Origin of the sequence: [Mycobacterium] fortunisiensis (assembly GCF_019050325.1) — a bacterium.
Classification (GTDB): domain Bacteria; phylum Actinomycetota; class Actinomycetes; order Mycobacteriales; family Mycobacteriaceae; genus Mycobacterium; species Mycobacterium fortunisiensis.
This window is the reverse complement of sequence record NZ_VOMB01000005.1, coordinates 60302-83672: the sequence shown is the minus strand read 5'-3', so window position 1 is coordinate 83672 and position 23371 is coordinate 60302. Positions and strand designations below refer to the sequence as shown.

Annotated in this window: 24 protein-coding genes; 12 read left to right on the top strand and 12 right to left on the bottom strand. The window is 65.3% G+C overall.

Annotation, left to right across the window (positions count from 1 at the left end; genetic code table 11):
- The first annotated feature begins 51 nt into the window (after positions 1–51).
- The gene (locus tag FR943_RS04130) at positions 52–192 is read left to right on the top strand and encodes a hypothetical protein (protein ID WP_217155068.1); all 141 of its coding nucleotides are present in this window, start codon (positions 52–54) and stop codon (positions 190–192) included.
- A 25-nt stretch (positions 193–217) separates the two neighbouring features.
- Here FR943_RS04130 and FR943_RS04125 read toward each other — a convergent pair whose 3' ends face one another.
- A complete protein-coding gene (locus FR943_RS04125) occupies positions 218–1003 on the bottom strand; it encodes an SDR family oxidoreductase (protein WP_308170451.1) in 786 nt (261 codons plus the stop codon).
- A 146-nt stretch (positions 1004–1149) separates the two neighbouring features.
- Here FR943_RS04125 and FR943_RS04120 point away from each other — a divergent pair, with 146 nt between their 5' ends.
- Both FR943_RS04120 and FR943_RS04115 read left to right on the top strand, forming a co-directional pair.
- Complete coding sequence (locus FR943_RS04120) at positions 1150–2535, top strand: FAD-dependent oxidoreductase (RefSeq protein WP_217155066.1); 1386 nt, start codon at positions 1150–1152, stop codon at positions 2533–2535.
- Positions 2528–2929 carry a maleylpyruvate isomerase N-terminal domain-containing protein gene (locus FR943_RS04115; protein ID WP_217155065.1) on the top strand — a complete coding sequence of 134 codons (402 nt, stop codon included), beginning with the start codon at positions 2528–2530 and terminating at the stop codon, positions 2927–2929. The genes FR943_RS04120 and FR943_RS04115 overlap by 8 nt, the downstream gene beginning before the upstream one ends.
- Here the strand turns inward: FR943_RS04115 and FR943_RS04110 are convergent.
- The 8 genes from FR943_RS04110 to rpsF form a co-directional block, all read right to left on the bottom strand.
- Positions 2926–3396, bottom strand: a complete 471-nt coding sequence (locus FR943_RS04110; RefSeq protein WP_217155064.1) for a hypothetical protein — start codon at positions 3394–3396, stop codon at positions 2926–2928. The two genes, FR943_RS04115 and FR943_RS04110, sit on opposite strands and share 4 nt — an antisense overlap.
- Positions 3397–3513: 117 nt before the next feature.
- Positions 3514–4143 (bottom strand): DUF4262 domain-containing protein, encoded by a 630-nt coding sequence (locus FR943_RS26725; protein ID WP_308170450.1) that lies wholly within the window; start codon positions 4141–4143, stop codon positions 3514–3516.
- A 114-nt stretch (positions 4144–4257) separates the two neighbouring features.
- The gene (locus tag FR943_RS04100) at positions 4258–5622 is read right to left on the bottom strand and encodes an LAGLIDADG family homing endonuclease (protein WP_217155062.1); all 1365 of its coding nucleotides are present in this window, start codon (positions 5620–5622) and stop codon (positions 4258–4260) included.
- Positions 5623–5791: 169 nt separating this feature from the next.
- On the bottom strand, positions 5792–7177 hold the full coding sequence (dnaB, locus tag FR943_RS04095) for a replicative DNA helicase (protein WP_217155061.1): 1386 nt from the start codon (positions 7175–7177) through the stop codon (positions 5792–5794).
- Positions 7178–7722: 545 nt separating this feature from the next.
- A complete protein-coding gene (gene rplI, locus FR943_RS04090; protein WP_217155059.1) occupies positions 7723–8178 on the bottom strand; it encodes a 50S ribosomal protein L9 in 456 nt (151 codons plus the stop codon).
- A gap of 11 nt (positions 8179–8189) precedes the next feature.
- On the bottom strand, positions 8190–8450 hold the full coding sequence (gene rpsR / locus FR943_RS04085) for a 30S ribosomal protein S18 (protein WP_003884147.1): 261 nt from the start codon (positions 8448–8450) through the stop codon (positions 8190–8192).
- A 36-nt stretch (positions 8451–8486) separates the two neighbouring features.
- Positions 8487–8990 (bottom strand): single-stranded DNA-binding protein, encoded by a 504-nt coding sequence (locus FR943_RS04080; RefSeq protein ID WP_217155058.1) that lies wholly within the window; start codon positions 8988–8990, stop codon positions 8487–8489.
- 69 nt (positions 8991–9059) lie between these two features.
- Positions 9060–9350, bottom strand: a complete 291-nt coding sequence (rpsF, locus tag FR943_RS04075) for a 30S ribosomal protein S6 (RefSeq protein ID WP_003884149.1) — start codon at positions 9348–9350, stop codon at positions 9060–9062.
- A gap of 157 nt (positions 9351–9507) precedes the next feature.
- On the opposite strand from rpsF, the gene FR943_RS04070 reads away from it, so the two are divergent.
- Together FR943_RS04070 and FR943_RS04065 are read left to right on the top strand one after the other, a co-directional pair.
- A complete protein-coding gene (locus tag FR943_RS04070) occupies positions 9508–10203 on the top strand; it encodes a hypothetical protein (RefSeq protein ID WP_217155057.1) in 696 nt (231 codons plus the stop codon).
- 50 nt (positions 10204–10253) lie between these two features.
- Positions 10254–11573 carry an adenylate/guanylate cyclase domain-containing protein gene (locus tag FR943_RS04065; protein WP_217155056.1) on the top strand — a complete coding sequence of 440 codons (1320 nt, stop codon included), beginning with the start codon at positions 10254–10256 and terminating at the stop codon, positions 11571–11573.
- A gap of 128 nt (positions 11574–11701) precedes the next feature.
- On the opposite strand, the gene FR943_RS04060 is transcribed toward FR943_RS04065, so the two are convergent.
- The 3 genes from FR943_RS04060 to FR943_RS04050 all read right to left on the bottom strand — a co-directional run bounded on the left by FR943_RS04060 (position 11702) and on the right by FR943_RS04050 (position 16267).
- On the bottom strand, positions 11702–13303 hold the full coding sequence (locus FR943_RS04060; RefSeq protein WP_217155132.1) for a glycosyltransferase family 87 protein: 1602 nt from the start codon (positions 13301–13303) through the stop codon (positions 11702–11704).
- A gap of 8 nt (positions 13304–13311) precedes the next feature.
- The gene (locus tag FR943_RS04055) at positions 13312–15663 is read right to left on the bottom strand and encodes a transglycosylase domain-containing protein (RefSeq protein ID WP_218045269.1); all 2352 of its coding nucleotides are present in this window, start codon (positions 15661–15663) and stop codon (positions 13312–13314) included.
- 181 nt (positions 15664–15844) lie between these two features.
- On the bottom strand, positions 15845–16267 hold the full coding sequence (locus FR943_RS04050; RefSeq protein ID WP_066901853.1) for a DUF5318 family protein: 423 nt from the start codon (positions 16265–16267) through the stop codon (positions 15845–15847).
- Between the two features lie 213 nt (positions 16268–16480).
- Here FR943_RS04050 and FR943_RS04045 point away from each other — a divergent pair, with 213 nt between their 5' ends.
- The 7 genes from FR943_RS04045 (at position 16481) to FR943_RS04015 (ending at position 23318) form a co-directional block, all read left to right on the top strand.
- A complete protein-coding gene (locus tag FR943_RS04045) occupies positions 16481–17026 on the top strand; it encodes a PadR family transcriptional regulator (protein ID WP_217155055.1) in 546 nt (181 codons plus the stop codon).
- A gap of 60 nt (positions 17027–17086) precedes the next feature.
- Positions 17087–18178, top strand: coding sequence for an inositol-3-phosphate synthase (locus FR943_RS04040; RefSeq protein ID WP_217155052.1), 1092 nt, complete (start codon positions 17087–17089; stop codon positions 18176–18178).
- A gap of 102 nt (positions 18179–18280) precedes the next feature.
- Positions 18281–19180 (top strand): Rv0045c family esterase, encoded by a 900-nt coding sequence (locus FR943_RS04035; protein WP_372448071.1) that lies wholly within the window; start codon positions 18281–18283, stop codon positions 19178–19180.
- A gap of 14 nt (positions 19181–19194) precedes the next feature.
- Positions 19195–20001, top strand: a complete 807-nt coding sequence (locus FR943_RS04030; RefSeq protein ID WP_308170448.1) for an LLM class F420-dependent oxidoreductase — start codon at positions 19195–19197, stop codon at positions 19999–20001.
- 81 nt (positions 20002–20082) lie between these two features.
- A complete protein-coding gene (locus FR943_RS04025) occupies positions 20083–20748 on the top strand; it encodes a GntR family transcriptional regulator (protein WP_217155051.1) in 666 nt (221 codons plus the stop codon).
- Positions 20749–20793: 45 nt separating this feature from the next.
- Positions 20794–22566: an ABC transporter substrate-binding protein/permease gene (locus FR943_RS04020; protein WP_217155050.1), complete on the top strand. Its 1773-nt coding sequence runs from the start codon at positions 20794–20796 to the stop codon at positions 22564–22566.
- Positions 22566–23318, top strand: coding sequence for an amino acid ABC transporter ATP-binding protein (locus tag FR943_RS04015; RefSeq protein ID WP_217155049.1), 753 nt, complete (start codon positions 22566–22568; stop codon positions 23316–23318). The genes FR943_RS04020 and FR943_RS04015 overlap by 1 nt, the downstream gene beginning before the upstream one ends.
- The last annotated feature ends 53 nt before the right edge of the window (positions 23319–23371 follow it).

Below are 23371 nucleotides of genomic sequence, written 5' to 3'. Positions count from 1 at the left end.
CATATCCGCATACGATTGCCATCCAGGGCAAACGCAATATCAGGAGGGTTGATGGTCAGCGCGGAACCGCATATCTACCTGACCGTGCCGTCGGCGCGGATCTGGGCGAAGAACAACCGGGCGGCAGCCGTCGCGTTGGTTCTCGCCGTGATCGTGCTGGTGTTGTTGGTGCTGGGCCTGATCCTCTTCTGAGGGCTGCTTCGCCGCGGGTCGACGCTCAGTTCGGATTCCCGAGCCTGCGGGTTGCGTCCGAGACCAGATAATCCGCGCCGCCGACGTACGTGGTGTCGGGGTGATCGGGATCCAATGCCGCTCGGGCGACTGCAGTGGCGAATTCCTCAACCGTCGGCAGTGCCGCCCGGCTGCGGCGAGCCGCTACGGCGGCCGGGTCGCGCCGTTGCAGCAGGCGGACAATGATGGTCCCGTCGATCATGTCGCCAGATACGACCCTGAGGGTGATTCCGCGAGCAGCCAGCGCAGATCTCGAGGCGAGCAGCGCGTCTTCGCCGGCACGTTTACTTTCCGCAATGGGTCCGTACGCCTCGGGCACCTGTCTGGCCGGGTAAAAGTGCGCTTGATGACTGGTGACAAACACAATTCGGGACCCCGGCGGCATGAGCGGGCGGGCCAGCGTGGCCAGACGCAGTTGGGCATCCCGGTTGAGGCGCATCGCGTAACCGGAATCTGCTCCGCGCTCCAGGCCTCCAGAAGCGTTGAGTACCAACACATCGAGTCTGCCGAACCGCTCACTGACATCAGCCAGCAGCACCTCGACTGCTGCTTCGTCGCAGATGTTGGCGGCCGCAGACGATGCTCGTCCCCCAGCAGCGCGAATCTCCTTAACCACGTTGTTCGCCCGCGCAGCTTTCTCACGGTAATTGACCAATACGTGGCAGCCGGACGAACCGAGTATCCGTGCCACCTCGGCACCGATTCCGCGAGAGGCGCCGGTAACCAGCACCACCTGACCGGCCACTCCGCTGGCGGCCGCCCCATCGGCCACGTCCCCTCCGATATCTGGTCCGTTCACCAGTCCCCCTTTCAACGGGCTCAGCCTTAGAGTTATCTTACTTTATCCTTATTTTTCTTAATTTCATGTAAGCGTCGGCGTCATCACTCAGTTCGACACGCAGGGGAGGCGTGCACGACATGACTGACCACTCTGTAGTCCTCGGCGCAGGCATTGCCGGATTGTTGGCGGCAACCGCGCTCGCCGATGCCGGCCACGACGTCACGATTGTTGAACGAGACCGACTGTGCGACAGCCCATCCCAGCGCCGCGGCGTACCGCAGGGGCCTCACCTGCACAACCTGCTCTCGCGCGGCTGGCAGATCATCGAGGATCTGGCACCTGGCCTCATCGACGATGTGATCACCGCCGGGGGCCTCGTCCTCGACGACGCCCGCATCGGTGCGCGGATGCACATCCAAACCGGCCCGTACACCTTCAACCGCACCGACCCGGTAGCAGACCCAGCCGCGCTCGCCACCTACCTGGGAACCCGACCGCTACTGGAATGTGCACTGCGCCGCAGGGTCACCGCCCTGCCCAACGTCACCATCAAAGACGGTCACGACGTGGGCGAACTGGTCGCCGGCCAACCGGATCGCATTACCGGTGTCACCATCACCGACCGGCGGACCGCCGCGGTGCACACGCTTGAAGCCGACCTGGTGATCGATGCCACCGGACGGGCCACGCGCACCCCATTGCTCCTGCGACAACTCGGCTATGAGCAGCCACCGCAGCAGTCATTCACCGTACGCGGCGTGTACTACAGCCAACAGATCGCCATCCCCGATCACGACGAGTTCGCCGAACGCCTGATTCTGGTCATTCCGCGCGGCGGCGCCGGCCGCGGTGGGCTGGCCGCCGGCGAACATGGAATCTGGACGTTGACCATCGCTGCGCACGCAGACCAACACCCGACGCCACCTACCACGTTGGCCGACATGCTCACCCTGGCCGAGAAATTCGTGCCAGCGCACATCCATCCGATACTTCGCCGGGCCACGGCAATGTCAGATGTCGCGGTCTACCACTACCCCGGCGGCATGTGGCATCGCTATGACCGCTGCACCCGCCACCCCGACGGCCTGCTCGTCATCGGCGACGCGCTGTGCTGCCTGGATCCCATCCACGGTCAGGGGATCACCATGGCTGCGCGGCATGTCCAGGTGCTCCGCACATATCTCCGCGGTCAGGGAAGTGTTGACTCACAACGATTTTACCGATCACTGGCGCATCTGGTCGCGCCGGTGTGGGCTACCAACCTGCCGCCCGGATACGCATCCGACCGAAGTGCGAAGGCCAGGGCCCGCCGCCGAGCCTTCCAGTGGGGCCGCCGCAAGATTCTCGAGGCCGCCGACGACATCGTTGTCACCGAACGCCTGGTCCGGATCGTCAACATGGTCGACCCGCCGCAACGGCTCCTCGAGCCCCGCCTGCTCGCGAGGGTAGCCGGGCATCATCTCCGCAACGCTGTGCCGCCGCCAACTCCCAGATTGCGCTTGAGGACGAAAACCCATGCTTGACAAGTCATATCGGGGCGCGCGCTTGCTCATCGTCGCCGTCGCGGCCGGTCTTGGCGAATCTCAGCTGACGACACCGGTCCCAGCGACACCCGGATGGACCGTGCACGATCTGCTGGCGCACCTGGTCGGTGGAGCGGCCGATGCAGCGTCCGGCCGCCTCGACGGCGTGGGCGGCGAAAAGTGGACAGCTCGACACCTCACTGAACGACAACAGGATTCGGCCGAGGGGCTGCTGGCCGAATCGGATCGGGTGAACCCCACTGTCGAGGCCGGGTTGTCCGGTCAGCAGTTCACCGGGCCGAACCTCGCCGCGGGTGGCATCCCGAGCGCTGACCATGCCCGCCGGCGCCGCCGACCTGGCAGTCGATCCGCGAGCGGACGATCAAGCGCCTAAACGTCCGTTACCTGCTGGCGGGTGAACCGCAATTCCATCCAGGTCCGCCGGCGGCCCTCTGCGTCGGTCACCTCCCAGCGCGCATGCATCGATCGACCGTCTTCAGCCACCTCGAGCGTCGCGCTGGCGGGGCCGGCGTGGAAGGTCCACAAGCCGTCCTGCACGACAGCAGTCGAGGTCTCGACGCCACCGCGGTCGTCATAGGATCTCGTCGGAAAGCCGCCGAGCTCGGCGTCGTAGGGCTCGAAGATCTCCAGAGCACGTGTGCGTTCGCCGCCGATCTCCACATCGACGTGGTGCACGACAGTCGGCCCGAGCTCCTCGTATACGTCGCTTCCGACCACCGTGGCCGCCACGCTTCGACCATCCTCGCCGAAGACCTCGCCCTCGGTCCGCCACGCACCGATCAAGGCGGCCGTTGTCGGGACTGGGTTGGACGGAGCGGCGGCTTCATGGCGCTGAGACATGAGATCTCACCCTATCGAGATCTACCCGAAGCTCACCGTTGAGCTCTGTCCGTATCGACCCGATTTTTTGTGTCATACCTTCGGCGCGTCGATCAAAGATCAAGCCCTACAATCCATTCATGTAGATCGGATGCCCAGCACCGCTTGCCAACGGCGACCATTATCCCAGTCGAAATCCCAAGGCCAGCGGCCACGGTCGTCGGCCCACACCAGTTGGAGGGCCCGAACCTGAGGGCCGAAAAGCCCGATCGCGAACTTCAGATGCACGTCGGGATTCTCGACCTCGACAACCTCGATGAGGAACCGGTCTTGGTAATCGATGTGCATGGCCGGCCCCAGGACTATGCCGTCGTCGACGATCATGTGCGCGAGGGAATTCAACACACGGGTGGAGACGTCAGGCGGCAAGCCGGTGATCAACAGTTCCGGGAGGCCGCGGTCATGTAATCCGACCGTGTATGCGAACGGGCGGTTCTCGCTTTCGACGAACTGCACCGCCCAGCCGTGGTCCTCGATCATGCCCCTCAGTTCATCCAGATAATCCTCGATGGGGGCATTTGGGTTCTCGCACTGCCAGCACATCAGCCGCACCTTTCTGCTGTGGTTGCGACCAAGCATGCCCCCGGCCCCCGACAACTGATCCGTGTCGCCAGAGCCGGGTTGAGATCCTGCAGTTGCTGGCGGCGGCGTGGGAAGAAAAGCGAGCGAGGATTTTTGCTGCTGATCTCGCCGATAACACCCGATCACGTCGCGAATCTCGAGAAGTGGAGCTGGTGAGCTACCGCAGAGGTGCTCGGCGGCGGGCGAAACAATGCTTCGGCACCCCGGTCAGGCATCACATTTACCTAGGCTGAGTGGCCGCTAGCTCTGTGGCTCGACCAGTAAACCGCCAACGACTAATGGGCCGGCGACCCCGCGACCGAAATCGACGCGTTCCTGGTAACCCACGTGTTCGAGACTGACCACCTTGTCCCAGACAATGTCGTTGGTGGCGAGGTCGTGCAACAGTGGATCGCCGAAAACGTTGGCAATGCGTTGCATCCGTGCGCGACCTGGCGCGTGCGTCCACATCAGCGGACCGTCGAACCTGGTGTTGGTCGCGAGGGCAAAATCCATCGCAGACCAGTTGCGCTCGACCATCAACGCTTTGACATGCTCCCAGATCTGAATAGGAATCGTGTCAGTGCCCGGACGGCGATCGCGTCCAGCAAGACGCGCAACAACCTCCTGGGCCTTGATTCCGCGCTCACCATGCACGCCGACATCCGTGAGGAACGCCAATTGGTTCTCGCCGCGGTCGATGGTGAGATGCCAGCAAGCGCGGTAGCTCGCTTTCTGGGTCTCAGTGATTCTGCCCTGTACGCCCATTCGCAGAAGAAGTTGCATCACGTCGTCGATCAACCGTCGGCTCGTCGACGCGTAGTAGACCCTGCCCTGCGCTGTCTTCGCATCCCATCGGACAGATCCATCGGTCGCCCACAGATGGCGCAGGAATAGCGCCACCTGGTCGTTAGGGGCCGCGAAAACCTTTGCTGGAACGAACTTCTCATAGCTCCGCAAGCCAAACAGGCCTAGGCCGTCCAGCCATTCGGCGATAGGGTTGCGTTTGCCATGCGTCAGACGGTACGGCGCGGGGAGGCGCAGCGTCGTCACACGCGCTGCGGCATACTCGTCACGGATCGCGGTAACCCCGAAGTGCAAAGCCGCGGTGGTCACAGCGTCAAGATTTGCCTCGTCAATCGAGGCGTAGCGGACCGGTTGGCGCCGGACGCAGGATCCGTCACCGATCATGTGCGCCAGCATGATCAACTCTTGGTTGTGCATGCGGTCGGTCTGCACTGGCTCATCTACCCGGCGTACTACAGCGACTCGACTGCCGACGTCCAACTCGGGAACAGACGTCCAGCCCTCCAGTTTGCGCACGCTGTGGTTCGACGCCAATTCCAGACACCGCCCGGAAGCAAGCCTCAGGGAGTACACGTCCCGCTCGCCTACAGAGATCTGAATCGTCAACGGTCGTTGTGTGAGACGCAGGTGGGAATCTACCGACCACAGCAGCACGGGCCTGCCTGAGTGAGATGCCAGACGAGCAAGCGGGGTGTCAAAACCGTTGTCGGCACGCAGAACACGCAGCTGCGTTGAGTCTGTCACACCAGGAGGTTTGGCCAGTGCGTCACTGACTTCAGCGGCCGAGAGAAAGCCGCCTACATCTTCGGTTGCTGTCATGGCCCGACGATACTGCTGAGGACTGACACCTCCGATCGTCGAAATTGCCTGCGGCTAAACGGCTTAGGATGCCTACTGCTACCACGAGAAGACTGGGGAGAGCGGACGCACGCCCATTGCTTCTATTTGCAGTTACAACTTCCAGTAAGTGCGTATCGGGGTCGTCGTTCTATCGCGCCATATTGGTAAATCGCGAGAAATGCAATTGGTGCGCCACCGTGATATTCGCTGTCGGGCCATTTCGGTGTTTACCGAGAATAATGTCCGCTTCACCACCACGTGGGTCTTCACGATCAATTGCGTCGGGGCGGTGTAATAGCATCACCATATCCGCATCCTGCTCGAGCGAGCCCGACTCACGCAGGTCAGAGACCTGCGGACGCTTATCGGTCCGTTGCTCCGGCCCACGGTTAAGTTGACTAATTGCAACTACTGGAACATTTAATTCTTTTGCCATCAATTTGAGGCTACGCGAAAAATCCGAAACTTCTTGCTGCCGTGATTCATATTTCTTGCCCGAACTCATCAGCTGCATGTAATCGACGACCACGAGCTTCAAATCCGCTTTTTGGGCGAGCCGACGTCCCTTGGCCCGGATCTCCATCATGGTCAGGTTCGGTGAGTCGTCGATGTAGAGCGGCGCCTCGCTGATCTCGCTCATCCGCCGCGCCAGCTTGGTCCAGTCGTCATCGCTCATGCGACCCGAACGCATGTCTCCCAGTTTGATTTTCGCCTCGGCCGAGAGCAACCGCATGACGATCTCGGATTTGCTCATTTCCAGCGAGAAGATGACGCTGGCCATCCGGTGCTTGATGGAGCAGGACCGCATAAAGTCAAGTCCCAGTGTGCTTTTGCCGACACCAGGCCGCGCCGCGATGATGATCATCTGCCCGGCGTGCAGGCCGTTGGTGATCTCGTCGAGCTCGGTGAACCCGGTGGGCACACCGCGTGAGATGCCGCCCTGCGACGCGATCGCGTCGATCTCGTCCATCGTGGGCTGCAGCAGGTCTTCGAGCGGGACGAAGTCCTCCGAGGCGCGGCGCTCGGTGACGTCGTAGATCTCGGCCTGCGCCCGGTCCACCACATCGGTGACGTCGGCACCGTCGGCCCCGGCGTAGCCGTACTGGACCACTCGGGTGCCCGCCTCCACGAGCCGGCGCAGCAGTGCCTTGTCGGCCACGATGGCGGCGTAGAAACCGGCGTTGGCCGCCGTCGGCACGGTGGAGATCAACGTGTGGAGATACGGCGCGCCGCCGATACGACGCAGCAGCCCGCGGCGGTCGAGCTCGGCGGCCACGGTGACGGCGTCGGCCGGTTCGCCGCGGCCGTAGAGGTCGAGGATCGCGTCGTAGACGTTCTGGTGGGCCGGGCGGTAGAAGTCGCCGGGACGCAGCCGCTCCAGCACGTCGGCGATCGCGTCCTTGCTCAGCAGCATGCCGCCCAGCACAGCTTGCTCGGCCGCCATGTCCTGCGGCGGCTGCCTACCGAAATCCTCTCCAGGCGGAGGGCCATCCATCTCGGCATCCGGATGCCCCAGGTCGTCCACCACCGCCACGGACTCCCCACCCCCTTCCGAGACCGCCCCACGACAGGCTCGAACGTGTATTCGAATAGGTACTGCAACTGTAGAACAGGCTGCCGACAAATCTTCTGACGGCACTGCGACGCATCACGGTAGACGTTGCTGGCGCCGCCCGAAACCACCCCTGTTGATCAACCTGTGGATGGCATGGGGATAGGTGTCGGTCACAGTGTTGACCCCCTGGGGAGAACCTGGGGATCAATCCCTGGCGATCTGTTGTTTTCCCAGGTCAGGGTGTCACATGGGCGGTGAGTAATTGTGCATGGGAAGTTGTTCGGCGTGTCGTGCCGGGTTGCCGTCCCGGGCGTGTTGTGTTGCGCGCAGGGACCAACTCGGTAAACACCCGGTTAGCTTCGCTGTCCAGAGTTTCGCGCAACCTGTTCGCCAGAGATACAGCAACGCCCGGGTGGAGACCTCTGCAGGTCCCCACCCGGGCGATTGACTGCCGGCGGAGTCAGTCCGCTACGGGAATACTCCGTGACGGGCTTATTCCGCCAGAGCGCTATTCCGCGACGGTGCTATTCCGCGACGACGTTGAGCGACACCTTGGCTTCCACCCCGGTGTGCAGCTTCACAGTGACCGGATGCGTGCCGACGGACTTGATGTGCGCCTTGGGCAGCTGCACGGTGCGCTTGTCCAAGTTCGGGCCACCGGCCTTCTTGATCACGGACACGACGTCGGCTGCAGTCACCGAACCGAACAGCTTGCCGGTGTCAGCGGCGGCATGCACCGGCAGCGACACCTCGCCCAGACCCTCGAGCGCGGTCTTGAGCTCGTTGGCGTGCTCCACGCCGCGGATCGTCTTGGCCTCGCGGGCCCGGCGGATCTCGTCGGCCTGGCGCTCGGCACCGCGGGAGGCCACGATGGCCAGCCCGCGGGGCAGCAGGTAGTTACGGCCGTAGCCGTCCTTGACCTCGACGACGTCGCCGGCGACACCCAGGTGCTCCACCTCAGCGGTGAGAATCAGCTTCATGATGGTCTCCCCTACCGCGTCGACGAGCCGAAGGGCAGCAGAGCTACCTCGCGGGCGTTCTTCACGGCGATGGCGACATCGCGCTGGTGCTGGACGCAGTTGCCGGTCACCCGACGGGCACGGATCTTGCCGCGCTCGCTGATGTAGGTGCGCAGCAGCGCAGTGTCCTTGTAGTCGATGACCTGCCCCTTACCCTTCTTGGAGCAGAACACGCACTTACGAGTCTTGACCGGCTTTTCCGGTGCCGGCCGTCGCTTTGTGGACTTGGCCATTGGTTATCTCTTCCTTGCAAAAATTTTCGTTGTTGATCAGAACGGCGGCTCTTCGTCGGCCCCGCTGAAGGAACCCGACGCCGGTGCACTGCCCCACGGATCGTCCTTGGGCTCGGCCGGGCGCGAACCTCCGCCGCCCCCACCACCGAAGCCGCCACCACTACTGCCGCCGCTACGGCTGGCCTTGTTGACCTTGGCCGTGGCGTAGCGCAGTGACGGACCGATCTCGTCGACCTCGACCTCGACCACAGTGCGCTTCTCGCCCTCGCGGGTTTCGAAGGAGCGCTGCTTGAGCCGGCCGGTGACGATCACCCGCGAACCTCGAACCAGGCTCTCGGCCACGTTCTCGGCGGCCTCACGCCAGATGTTGCACCGCAGGAACAGCGCTTCCCCGTCCTTCCATTCGCCGCTCTGGCGGTCGAACATCCGCGGTGTCGACGCAACAGTGAAGTTGGCGACAGCCGCGCCGGACGGAGTGAAACGCAACTCCGGGTCGGCGGTCAGGTTTCCGACAACTGTGATGGTGGTGTCACCAGCCACGAGATCCTCCTGGGATAGGCATGTCCGTTTGCGCGAAGCCTACGTAGCCGCGCCGACGACTGACGGCCTTTAGTGCTTGTCGGTCCGCATCACCTTGGTCCGCAGCACCGACTCGTTCAGGTTGAGCTGACGGTCGAGCTCGGACACGGTGGCCGGTTCCGCCTTGACATCGACGACGGCGTAGATGCCCTCGGCGTGCTTGGCGATCTCGTAGGCCAGCCGGCGGCGGCCCCAGATGTCGACCTTGTCGACAGAACCGCCATCCTTGCGGACGACGTTCAGGAACGTCTCCAACGACGGAGCTACGGTGCGCTCGTCAAGTGTGGGGTCGAGAATGACCATGATTTCGTATGGACGCATTAGAACCTCATCACCTCCTCTGGTCGTGTGCGGCCACGGCGGATTCCGTGGCAGGAGGGTCGCCTGCGTCGGCAACCGGCCCAGGCTACCCGAAACCGCCCTGATCTGCGAAATCGGTATAGGGTGAGCTCCTTGGTTCTGGAGTCGAGGGGGATGTGTGAACTATCCGAACGGGCCCTACGGCCAGGGGTTCCCTGGGCAACCCGGTCAACCGCAACAGCCCGGCTACCAACAGCAGCCTCCCTACCCGCAGCAGCCCGGCTACCCTCCACCCGGCCATCCGCAAGAGGGCTTTCCACAACAGGGCTTCGGGCAACAAGGCTTTCCGGGGTATCCCCCATCAGGCGGCTACCCGCCGCAGCCCTACCTGATGCCGACCGGTGAACCCAGTGGTGGCACCGCAATCACCGCCGCCGTACTCGCCGCCCTTGGCGGGGTGGCAGGCTTGGTCGGCGGCGTGCTCGGGGCCATCGGCCTGGCCGTGGGCAGCACCGAGGCCGATCTGTCCGGCGGCGTATACGCACTGCTGATCGTCGGGATCCTGTTCAACTTCGTCTTCGGCCTGATGATCGCCACCGGTGCGGTGATGCTGTTCCAACGAAAGATGCTCGGCCGCTGGCTCGTGGTCAGCGCCTGCGCGCTGGCCATCCTGAGCAGCTTGCTCAGCCTCGGCGCAGCCGCGGCCATGTCGACCAGCCACGTCGGTTTGGGTGGCGGCTTCTTCACGTTCTTGGGACTCATCTTTCCCATCGCGACGCTCGTGCTGGCCTTGCTGCCCTCGACGACGGCCTGGCTCGACGCGAGGCCAGATGCGGCTGTGCCCCAGCACTATCCGCCGTATCCGGGCTACTGAAGTGCCCTGAACTGCACAATTACGCTCGATGGCGGTCATAGACTGCCTCCGTGTTCTCCGAGACGCGCTATGCGCGCAACGGCGAGTTACACGTCGCCTACCGTGCGTCCGACGCAGGCGATCGGGACATCGTGTTCGTCCCCAATTGGTTCACCTGTTGTGAGGTGCTTCCCGAGCTGCCGTCGCTGCAGGGCTGGATCGAGGCGATGACGTCCCTCGGCCGGCTCATCTTTCTCGACCAACCCGGCACCGGCGCCTCCGATCCAGTGGGTCCGGGCGCGCTGCCGACATTGGAGCAGTGGACCGACAGCATCACCGCGGTTCTCGACGAGCTCGACAGCCGCGAAGCGGTGATCTTGGCGCTCGACGGGGCGTTCGCCACCGCGGTGATGTTCGCCGCGACCCACCCCTCGCGTACCACGGCGCTGATCGGGCTGGAGGTGTACGCCGATCGAGGGGCCAAGGGCACCGACGGCCTGTCCTCGGAAGAAGCCCTCGGTGCGCTGGTATCCCTGTGGGGGACAGGCCAATTCCAGCATGCGATCAACCCGGACATGCCGTGGAACGAAGACGTCCGGGCATCGTGGGCGCGCCTGGAACGGCTGGCCGCCGCCCCGGGCACACTTCAGTCGACGCTGCCGTTCGTTGCCGAACTCAACGTCGCGGACCTGTTGCCGAGCGTGCGGGTTCCCACCCTCATCGTCCAACACACCGACGATCCCTACGTCACCCGGTCGATGGGAATCCACATCGCGGACAACATCCCCAACGCGAAATACGTTGAGCTACCGGGCCGCAACATGTACCACTTCGTCGAACCGTGGCGGCCTGCGTTCGAAGAGGTGTACCAATTCCTCACTGGCCACCAGGCCGAAGTGGCCGACGACCGGGTGCTGGCCACCGTGCTGTTCACCGACATCGTCGACTCGACGCGTCGGGCCGCCGACATCGGCGACCGGGACTGGCACGCCCTGCTCGACGCGCACGATTCGATCGTGCGATCTCAGCTCGCGCGGTTTCGCGGCCGCGAGATCAACACGGCCGGCGACGGCTTCCTCGCGATGTTCGACGGACCGCAACGCGCGATCCGCTGCGCGATGGCCATCCGCGACGCGCTGCGCGCACTCGGCATCGAAGTCCGCGCCGGACTGCACACCGGTGAATGCGAAGTTCGCGGTGACGACATCGGCGGCATCGGCGTCCACATCGGGGCGCGGGTGAGTGCACTGGCCGAACCCGGCCAGGTACTGGTGTCAAGTACGTTGCGCGACTTGGTGATCGGCTCCGGGCTTCAGTTCGAGGGCTTTGGCACACACCAGCTCAAAGGTGTGCCCGGCGACTGGCAACTCTTCGCCGTCACCGGTGGATAGCGCTGGGCGGTGCGGGCCAATTCTGCCGTCGCCCTGCCGATTTGTCACGCTAGAGTGGCACTCGGCCGCCAGAGCCACTCTGGCGTGACAAAGCAAGCACCAGCGCCAGCGCCACACAACCCGGCCACTCACCCCACCAACGCACGGTCTGCAGCCGGCTCGACGCGCACCCGAGCAGCCGACGGCAGCAACCAGTCCGGCCACCAGCGCGGGGGGTTGTCCGGCGCACCGTCGAACACTCCGCCGGTGGGATCGTCGATGCGCCCGCCGTGGCGGACCAGATCCAGCTCCGGTCGGTAGATCTGCCGAATAATCAAGGCGCACAGCACGATCACCGCGATATCGCGCAGCAACACGGTGGTGGTGAACCACTGCTCGGGCAGGCCCTTGTTCGCCTCGCCGTACAGGTAGAGCATGCGGGGCACCCACACCAAAGCATCGATGGTCATCCACGCCAACAGGATTCGGCGATGCGGCAGCGCCAGTACGGCCAGCGGCACCAGCCACAGCGAGAACTGCGGGCTCCACACCTTGTTGGTCAGCAGGAAGGCCGCCACCACCAGAAAGGCCAATTGCGCCAGCCGCGGCCGCCGCGGCGCGGTCAGCGCGATGTACCCGATCGCGATGCAACAGGCCACGAACAACACCGCGGTGACCGTGTTCAACACCGTCGGCGGTTGCCAGAACCCCAGATCCGGATCGAAACCCCGCCAGTCCGTGAACGACTTCACCACGTTATAGAGCGAATCCATGTCGTCGCCGCGACGGGTGTTGAGCCGGAAGAACTCTGACCAGCCCCGCGGGAACAACACCATGATCGGCAGGTTCACCGCCAGCCAGGTCACGACTGCGGCCAAAAGACTCTGGCCCACCTCACGCAGCCGCCCGGTGCGCAACCCCAGCAGGACCAGCGGGACGAACAGCAACAGCGGGTACAGCTTGGCGGCCACGCCGATGCCGATCAGGGCTCCGGCCCACACCGGTTTGCGCCGGGCCCAGGCCAGCATCGCGCCGGCCGCAGCTGCCGTGGCCAGCGCGTCGAAGTTGGTGAACACCTGGAAGATCACGATCGGTGAGCCGGCTACCAGCGCGGCGTCCCACACCCGTCGCCCGGCCATTCGCGAGGTAGCCCAGATGGTGGCCAACCAGGCCAGGGCCAAGCCGAATGCCGAGATGTTGAAGAACATCACCACCTCGGCCACCACCGGCACCGACACCAGTTTGGTCACCGCGGTGTAGGTCTTGGCCAGCGACATCGACACATACTGGTAGAGCCCGGTGAGCACCGGATACTCCATGTAGCGGATGGCCGGGCTGCCGTCGTACTGCTGGCGCGGCTGGCCGGTGGCGTCGTTCTCGACCCAGCTGGATTTGTAGGGAAACTTGCCCTGGTTCAACAGTTCTGCGGTGTAGAGCGGAACGGTGTCGGAATAGCACAGCTCGTAATAGGCCCGGTTGTTCTCCCAGTTGGCCACCCGCTGACCGGCCGTCCCGCTGCCCGAGGACACCAGACAGGCGGCCTTCGTCGAATAGCCCATCGCCAGGAACACCACGGCGATCAGGAACATCACCCGCAGCGGGGTCATGAACCGGGTCCGCCCGATCAACGCGTGCCGCCCGACCGGCCCGCCGACGGTTTGCGACAGCGCGTGGGCCAGCCGGTCGTTGCGGCTGGGAAAGTCGCGGTCGTCGGCGCTCCGCTGATCTTCTACGAGGGGCGCCGGCGAAATCCGGTCCGTCACGGAGGCGGCAGCACCGGCGCCTCAGGAACGCCCGGTACGCCTGGCGGCTCAGGAGCCACCGGCGGCGGCGGTCCGATCGGCACGGTCGTCGGAGGACCGATCGGGATCGTGATACCCGGGGCCACTTCGATCGTCGGCTGAATCACGGTTTCCGACGGCATCGTCGCGATCGGCGGACCGCCCGGGGTCCCCGGTGCGGCCGGGGGCGGCGGGGCCTGCGGCACCCCGGCATAACCACCGATCTCCGTCGGCTTGGGGAACTTCTCGATGTCGGACCCCTTCAGCGCACCGTCCATGGTGGCCTTCCAGATGTCCGACGGCAGGCCCGAGCCGTACACCGGCCCGCCCCACGGGGTCTTCAACGGTTCCACACCATCAGCAGTACCCACCCAGACCGCCGTCGAAAGCGAGGGCGTGTATCCGACCATCCAGGCATCACGGTTGTCGCCGGTGTCGCCGAGTTGGTTGGTGCCGGTCTTGGCCGCCGACGGACGCCCGCCGGCCAGGTTGTGCCCCTTCGACCAGCCCGCGATCGGCTGCATGGCCGAGGTGACGTTGTCGGCGACGGCCTTGTCGATGCGCTGCTCCCCGTTGTCCTGCGACGACGCGTCGAACAGCACCTGGCCCGAGGAGTTCACCACCTTCTGCACGAAGTGCGGCTTGTGGTAGACGCCCGACGCCGCCAGCGTCGCGTACGCCGAGGCCATGTCGATCACCCGGGACTGGTACTGGCCCAGCACCACACCGTTGTTCGGGGGGCCGCCCTGGCCGTCCTCGGACAGAGTGTGCTCGACCCCGGGGAAACTCTTGGCCACCCCGGCATCGTGTGCGGCCTTGGCGACGTCTTCGGGCCCGTGCTCAAGCTTGAGCATCAGCCGGTAGTAGCTGGTGTTGAGGGAGCGCTTGAGGGCCTCGGCGATCGAGCAGGTGCCGCAGCCTTCACCCTCGACGTTGGTGATCTTGATGCCGTTGACGGTGACCGGACCGCTGTCCACCTGATAACCCAGCCCGATGCCCTGTTGCAGTGCCGCGACGAGGGCGAACACCTTGAACGACGAGCCGGTCGGCAACCCCGCCTGGGCGAAGTCGAACCCGTTGGCATCCGAGCCGCCGTAGTACGCCTTGACCGCGCCGTCCCGCGGATCGACCGACACCACCGCGGTCCGCATGTCCGGGTTCTGCCCGTCCATGTACTTGGACACCGCGTCCTGGGCGGCTTCCTGAGCCTGCGGGTCGATCGTGGTGGTGATCTGCAGGCCCTCGGTGTTGAGCGCCTGCTCGCTGATGTCGAACAGGTCCAGCAGTTCCTTGGTGACCTGCCGCTCGATCAGACCGTTGGGGCCGGTGGTCTGGTTCTCCTGGCGAGCCTGGTCCGGCGGCACCGTAGGCGGAAACACCTGCCCGGCCCGGTCCTTGGCCGACAGCGCGCCGATGTCGACCATGCCGTCGAGCACCCAGTTCCACCGTTCGGCAGCGCCGTCGGGATCCACCGCGGGGTCCAGCGTCGACGGCCGTTGGATCAGGGCGGCCATCAGCGCGCCCTCGGCCACGTTGAGTTCCTCGACCGGCTTGTCGAAGTAGGCCTTGGCCGCCGCGGCGATGCCGTAAGAACCGCGACCGAAATAGATCATGTTCAGATAGGCCTGCAGCACAGCGTCTTTGGACCATTCGCCGGCCATCTTGGTCGAGATGACCAGTTCTTTGGCCTTACGGATCAAGCCGCCCAGACCCGAGCGCTCATCACCGACGAGCGCGTTCTTCACGTACTGCTGGGTGATGGTCGACCCGCCCTGCAGGTCGCCGCCGAACAGGTTGTTCTTGATCGCGCGCAGCAACGCGGTGAACGAGAAGCCGGGATTGGAGTAGAAATCGCGGTCCTCGGCGGCCATCACCGCGTCCCGGACATGCTCGGGGATCTGATCGATGGTGACGTCGACCCGGTTGCCTTCGGGCGGCACGATCCGGGCGATCTCACTGCCGTCGCTGGCCAGGATCGTCGACACCTGATTGGTCCGGATGTCACCGGGCTGCGGAACGTCGACGATCATGTACGCCATACCGAAGGTCACGATCGGCAACAGGATCATCGCCACCACGGCGGCGATCGACCCGCGTCGGACCAACTTCCAGTTGACCCGGAACTGCCGGGACGCGCCGGGCCCCGAACCGGACGGACCCGACGGGCCCGATCCGCGGCCACCACCGCCCGGCGGACGCGCGGGCGGCGCGGGTGGCGGCGGCTTCGGCGGCGGCGTGCCGTCCATCGCGGCCTTGACGACATCCAGCGGTGCGGCCCGGCCGTCGCGCACCGGCGGCAGGATCGCCGTCAGCCGATCATCGGGCGGCAACGGGCGGCGGGGGCGACCCGACGGCGGATTCTCCCGGCCGGGGGGGCCTGGCTCCCGGGGAGCGGGCGCGTTCTCGCGCGCCGGGGGTTGGTTCTCCCGGGCCGGGGGGCGTGGGTTGCGCGCACCGAGTCGGTCAGCCGCATTACGGATGTCGTTGGCTGACCGGCTATGGCGCCCTTCGTTATTCACTGGCCGTACGCGCCGACTTGCGCGTCGATCGAGTGCCACGTGCCTTCGGTGGCCGAGGCGCACCCAACACATATGACTTGACCAGATGATTCCAACTGCAGGTGCGGCACACCTCCACCACATGAACCGCGAACTCGTCGTAACGAGTTGCCAACATCACCAGCTCCTCTGCGGTGCGCGCCGAACCCGACACGGGGCCCAGATGGTCACCGAATACCCACGACACCAGCGTGAGCTGCTCTTTACGGCAGATCGGACACATCACCGAGCTTTGCTTGCCGTGAAATTTTGCCGCGCGCAGCAGGTACGGGTTGGCATCACAGACCTCCGAGACGCCGGTGCGCCCCGAATAGACCTCTGCCAGCAGGGACCGCCGCCGGAGCGCGTAATCCACCACCTGTCTCTGCAATCGCACGTTGACCAGAGTACGTCGGCCCTCTGAGCATCGAGGCGCGACCGCGCCACGGCTCGCTCACCGCTGCCCGATCAACCAGGCCTTCGTCACATCCCCGGCGGCGCATCAAAGATCTCCCCTTGGCACGCAATATATCGGCGCGATACAGTTTCGCGAGGTGTTGATCCGTCGTAGCGATCAATTCCATCTGATCTGTCGAAGGGGGTGATCTCGGTGCTGGAACTCGCCATCCTGGGCCTCTTGCTCGAGTCGCCCATGCACGGCTATGAGCTGCGCAAGCGATTGACGGGTCTGTTGGGGGCGTTCCGGGCTTTCTCGTACGGATCGCTCTATCCGGCATTACGTCGCATGCAGGCCGACGGCCTGATCGTCGAGGACGCCACACCCTTGGGGCCCACCAAGGTGCGTCGGGCTCGGCGGGTGTATCAGCTGACCGACGCCGGCAAGCAACGATTCAGCGAGTTGGTCGCCGACACCGGGCCGCAGAACTTCTCCGACGACGGGTTCGGAGTCCACCTCGCCTTCTTCAACCGCACCCCGGCCGAGGCCAGGATGCGAATCCTGGAGGGTCGACGCCGCCAGGTGGAGGAACGCCGGGAAGGTCTGCGTGAAGCCGTGGCGCGGGCCAGCAGTTCGTTCGACCGCTACACCCGTCAGCTACACCAGTTGGGCCTGGAGTCCAGCGAACGAGAAGTGAAATGGCTCAACGAGTTGATCGCGGCTGAACGTACAGCGCAGGGGCGCCCAGAAAACACATGACAACAGCCTTGATGCCCGAAGCCCCAGGCCGAGCACACAGAACGAGTAAGGAGATCGTCCATGTCTGAGCACGCAGGAGAAATCCGGGTCGCCATCGTCGGCGTCGGTAACTGCGCATCGTCCCTGGTACAGGGTGTGCAGTACTACCGCAACGCCGACGAGAACACGACCGTGCCGGGCCTGATGCACGTGAAGTTCGGCCCGTACCACGTGCGCGACGTGAAGTTCGTGGCGGCCTTCGACGTGGACGCCAAGAAGGTCGGCTTCGACCTGTCCGAGGCCATCTTCGCCTCCGAGAACAACACCATCAAGATCGCCGACGTGCCGCCGACCAACGTCACCGTGCAGCGCGGCCCGACCCTGGACGGCATCGGCAAGTACTACGCCGACACCATCGAGATCTCCGACTTCGAGCCGGTCGACGTCGTCCAGGCGCTCAAGGACGCCAAGGTCGACGTGCTGGTCTCCTACCTGCCGGTGGGATCGGACGAGGCCGACAAGTTCTACGCCCAGTGCGCCATCGACGCCGGTGTGGCCTTCGTCAACGCGCTGCCGGTGTTCATCGCATCCGACCCGGTGTGGGCCAAGAAGTTCGAAGACGCCGGTGTCCCGATCGTCGGCGACGACATCAAGAGCCAGGTCGGTGCCACCATCACCCACCGCGTGATGGCCAAGCTGTTCGAGGACCGCGGTGTCACGCTGGACCGCACCTACCAGCTCAACGTCGGCGGCAACATGGACTTCCTGAACATGCTGGAGCGCTCGCGGCTGGAGTCCAAGAAGGTCTCCAAGACCCAGGCCGTCACCTCCAACCTGACCGGCTCGCTGGCTGGCAAGGTCGAGGACAAGAACGTCCACATCGGCCCGTCGGACCACGTCGCCTGGCTCGACGACCGCAAGTGGGCCTACGTCCGCCTGGAGGGCCGCGCCTTCGGTGACGTGCCGCTGAACCTGGAGTACAAGCTCGAGGTGTGGGATTCGCCGAACTCCGCCGGTGTGATCATCGACGCGGTGCGCGCCGCCAAGATCGCCAAGGACCGCGGCATCGGCGGCCCCGTCGAGGCAGCCTCGGCCTACCTGATGAAGAGCCCGCCCAAGCAGATCGCCGACGATGTCGCCCGCGTCGAGCTGGAGAGCTTCATCGAAGGCTAGTCTTCGCTCCCCCCTTTCCGCCGAAACGGCATTCCGGCAGAGCTTTTGCGAGAGCAAGCCTGCTGGAATGCCGTTTCGGCGTTGAGTAAGGTCGGCGACGTGGTGAGCACTCCCGATATCTCCGACGACGCACTGACCGGCCTGGACGAATTCGGGCTCCTGCACGAGAACGCCGAACAGATCGGCGCCACCGCGATACCGCCCGTCGAACGCATCGAGCACGGTCCGATCAGTGCCCTGAAGTTCGGCACCGAGGCGCCCCGCGTGGTGTTCCTGCACGGCGGGGGACAAAACGCCCACACCTGGGACACCGTCATCCTCGGCCTCGGCGAGCCGGCGCTGGCCGTCGATCTGCCCGGGCACGGCCGCTCCGCCTGGCGCGAGGACGGCGACTACGGCCCGAAACTCGGTGCGGCCACCCTGATTCCGGTGCTGAAGACACATGCACCCAATCCCCGCCTGGTCGTCGGCATGTCGCTGGGCGGGCTGACCGCGCTGCGGATCGCAGCCACCGAACCGCCACTGGTGCCCGAGCTCGCCCTCGTCGACGTCACTCCCTCGGCCCCGGAACGGCACACCGAGATGACCAAGGCGCAAATGGGAACCGTGGCTCTGGTTTCCGAACACCGCACCTTCCCCACCTTTCAGGCCATGCTCGACGTGACGATCGCCGCCGCGCCGCATCGGGACCGGAAGTCGCTGCGGCGCGGGGTTTTCCACAACTCCAAACAACTCGACGACGGCACCTGGACCTGGCGTTACGACTCGTTCCGCAAGGGCGACGGGTTTGACGGCCTGTGGGACGACGTCCCGGCGATCACCATGCCGACCACCCTGATCCGGGGCGCCAACTCGTTTTTCGTCAACGACGAGGACGCCGAAACCTTCGCCCGCAGCGCTCCCGGATTCCAGCGCACCCACGTCGTCGCCGACTCCGGGCACTCCGTCCAGGGCGACCAACCGGCCAAACTCGTGGAGATCCTGCGCGGCCTGCTGAGCTGAGTAGGCTCGAGGGGGTGAGCCATCCCATTCGCATCGGTGTCCAACTCCAGCCGCAGCACTCCCCGAAGTGCAGCCACATTCGTGACGCGGTACGGCGCTGCGAGGACATCGGTGTCGACATCGCCTTCAACTGGGATCACTTCTTCCCGCTCTACGGGGATCCCGACGGTGCGCACTACGAATGCTGGACGATGCTCGGCGCCTGGGCCGAGCAGACCTCGCGCATCGAGATCGGCGCCCTGGTCAGCTGCAACTCCTACCGCAACCCCGAGCTCCTGGCCGACATGGCCCGCACCGTCGACCACATCTCCGACGGCCGGCTCATCCTGGGCATCGGAAGTGGCTGGAAACCAAAGGATTACGACGAATACGGCTACGAATTCGGCACCGCGGGCAGCCGGCTGGACGACCTGGCCCAGGCCCTGCCCCGGATCGAGGCGCGGCTGGCCAAGCTCAACCCGGCGCCCACCCGGGCGATCCCGATCCTGATCGGCGGCCAGGGCGAACGCAAGACCCTGCGCCTGGTGGCCGAACACGCCCACATCTGGCACGCGTTCGTCGACCGCAACACCTACCCGGGCAAAGCACACGTGCTCGCCGAACACTGCGCCGCCACCGGCCGCGACCCGGACACCGTGCAGCGCTCGGCGGGGGTGCAAGAATCCGGCGGGCTCGACGCCATGCTCGCCGAAGCCGACGCACTGGCCGATCTGGGGGTGAGCATCCTGACCGTCGGCGTCAACGGTCCCGACTACGACCTCACCGCCGCCGAGGCCCTCTGCCGGTGGCGCGACGGCCGGCATGCAAAGTTCGACGGATGAGCTGAGGCGACTCCCGCCACCGACTCGGCGAAGCCGTGAGAAACTTGCGCAACGCAAACGCACAGGGGGAGACACGGCAGGGTGCCCAAGAATTACGGGGTCAAGGAGAAGGATCAGGTTGTCACGCACATCATCAATCTGGTGATGACGGGCAAGCTGCGAACCGGTGACCGCATCGACCGCAACGAGATCGTTCGCGACCTCGGCCTCAGCCGCGTTCCGATCCAGGAAGCGGTGGTCCAACTCGAGCACGACGGCATCCTGTCGACCCGATATCACCGCGGCGCATTCGTGGCCAGGTTCGACGAGGCGACGGTGGCCGAGCATCACGAGCTCTACGGCATCCTCAACGGCATCGCCTCGGCGCGCTGCGCCACCAACCCGACCCCGCGCATTTTGGCCCATCTGGATGACACGTTGCGGGTGATGCGGACAGCAAAGGACACCAAGACCTTTCAGGAAGCCTGCTGGGTGTTCCGCGACGCCATCAACGACGAGTACGCCGGGCCGCGCCTGCACGCCACCATCCGGGCCGGTAAGAGCTTTGCCCCCTCGGAGTTCTGGCTGAGCTATCCCAAGGCCAAGGCCGAGTTCCTGGACGGCTACGAGGACGAACTCACCGCGATCCACGCCCGCGATCCCGACGGCGCCCGAAAAGCCTGCACCGAGCGCGCCGACCGGATGGCACAGATCATGATCGGTGAGCTCACCCGGCGCGGGGTGTTCGGCGACTTGCGGTCCCCGTGAGCGGAATCGCTCATCGCCGGACGCCTGCCCACTAGGTTTCATCAAATGGACGTCAGACGATCGGCCGCGCTGCTGACCACGGTTCTGATGCTCGTCGGCCTGATGCTGGCGGCGCCGGCCGGCGCCGACGTCGACCAATGCGCACCGCCCGGCGTGGACAGCGCCAGCGCGCTGCCCACCAACCTGGCCGCCGCGGCCACCGGGCCCGGTGCCGACAAGTACACGACCGCCTCGGTGGTGCCCCTGGACTCGATCCGGCCCGACCGGCTGGGCCTGCGCACCCCGGGTGTGCTCACCGTCGGCACGCTCTCGGATGCGCCGCCGAGCATCTGCATCAACTCGGCCGGACAGTTCACCGGGTTCGACAACGAGCTGCTGCGTGCCGTCGCCGACAAACTCGGGCTGCGGATCAACTTCGTCGGCACGGACTTCTCCGGGTTGTTGGCGCAGACCGCGTCCCGCCGTTTCGATGTGGCGTCGTCATCGATCACCACGACCGATGCGCGCCGGCGCACCGTCGGATTCACCAACGGCTACGACTTCGGCTACTTCTCGCTCGTGGTGCCGACCGGCTCACCGATCACCGGATTCGGCCAGCTCGCCGCCGGACAGCGGATCGGCGTGGTGCAGGGCACCGTGCAGGAGTCCTACGTCATCGACACCCTGCACCTGCAACCGGTCAAGTTCCCCGACTACAACACCGTCTATGCCAGCCTCAAGACCCGCCAGATCGACGCCTGGGTGGCGCCGTCACAGCAGGCCTCGGGCAGCGTGCAGCCCGGCGATCCCGCTCAGATCATCGAAAACACCTTCAGCCTGGACAATTTCGTGGCCTGGGGGGTGGCCAAAGAGAATCGGCCGCTGATCGACGCGCTGAACTCCGGACTGGACGCGATCATCGCCGACGGCACCTGGGCCACACTGTATTCCGACTGGGTGCCGCGGGCCCTGCCGCCCGGCTGGAAACCCGGCTCCAAGGCCGCCCCCGCTCCCCAACTACCCGATTTCGCCGCCATCGCAGCGGCGCAGGAGAAACCCGCCGACGGCGCCCCCGTCGCCCCGAAATCGACACTGGCACAACTGGCGGACTCGTTCTTGGACTGGGACCTCTACCGCCAGGCCATCCCCGACCTGCTCCGCACCGGGCTGCCCAACACCCTGATCCTGACCGTGTGCGCCAGCATCATCGGGCTTGTGCTCGGGATGGGCCTGGCCGTGGCCGGCATCTCCCGGTCACGCTGGCTGCGCTGGCCCGCCCGCATCTACACCGACATCTTCCGCGGCCTGCCGGAGGTGGTGATCATCCTGCTGATCGGGCTGGGCATCGGCCCGGTGGTCGGACACCTCACCGGAAACAGCCCGTACCCGTTGGGAATCGCGGCACTCGGCCTGATGGCGGCGGCCTACGTCGGGGAGATCTTCCGGTCCGGCATCCAGAGCGTGGAGCCCGGCCAACTCGAGGCTTCCCGCGCCCTGGGCTTCAGCTACCCCGCCTCGATGCGCCTGGTGGTGGTGCCACAGGGCATCCGCCGCGTCCTGCCCGCTCTGATGAACCAGTTCATCTCACTGCTCAAGGCCTCGTCCCTGGTGTATTTCCTGGGCCTGGTCGCCAGCCAGCGCGAACTGTTCCAGGTGGGCCGAGACCTCAACGCGCAGACCGGGAATCTGTCCCCGCTGGTGGCGGCCGGCCTGTTCTATCTGCTGCTGACCATCCCGCTGACCCATCTGGTGAACTACGTCGACAACCGCCTGCGCAGGGGCCGGCCGCCGGTCGAGGAGGACCTGCCGCCCGCGGCGACCACCCAGGAGATGATCTGATGTCGGCACCGCAACCCACCACCGCCCGGCCGGTGGCCTTGGCCGCCACCGACATCCACCTGTCGTTCGGGCCGAATGCCGTGCTGCGCGGTGTGGACCTCGACGTTCCGGCCGGGACCACCACGGCGATCATCGGACCCTCCGGGTCCGGGAAATCCACCCTGCTGCGCACCCTGAACCGGCTGTACGAACCAGACCGCGGCGACATCCTGCTCGACGGACGCTCAGTGCTCACCGACAACCCCGACCAGCTGCGGCAGCGCATCGGCATGGTGTTCCAACAGTTCAACCTGTTCGGCCACAAATCCGTTCTCGACAACGTCACGCTGGGCCCGCGCAAGCTCAAAGGCCTGAGCGCCGACCACGCCCGCACCTTGGGGCTCGAGCAGCTCGACCGAGTTGGATTGCGGCACAAGGCCGATGTGCGACCAGCGACGCTGTCGGGCGGCCAACAGCAGCGGGTCGCGATCGCCCGGGCATTGGCGATGGCCCCACAGGTGATGTTCTTCGACGAAGCCACCTCGGCCCTGGACCCCGAACTGGTGAAAGGGATCTTGGAGCTGATCGCCGACCTGGCCGCCGACGGGATGACGATTCTGGCGGTCACCCACGAGATGGGCTTCGCCCGCTCCACCGCTGACTCGGTGGTGTTCATGGACCACGGCGCGGTCATCGAATCGGGCAGCCCCGACCAGATCTTCGACGCCGCCGAGACAGATCGGCTGCGCCGCTTCCTGTCCCAGGTGCTGTGAAACCCCGGCCGGAAACCCGAGAAGCTGACGACCTGGCAGGCCCAGACAGGTTA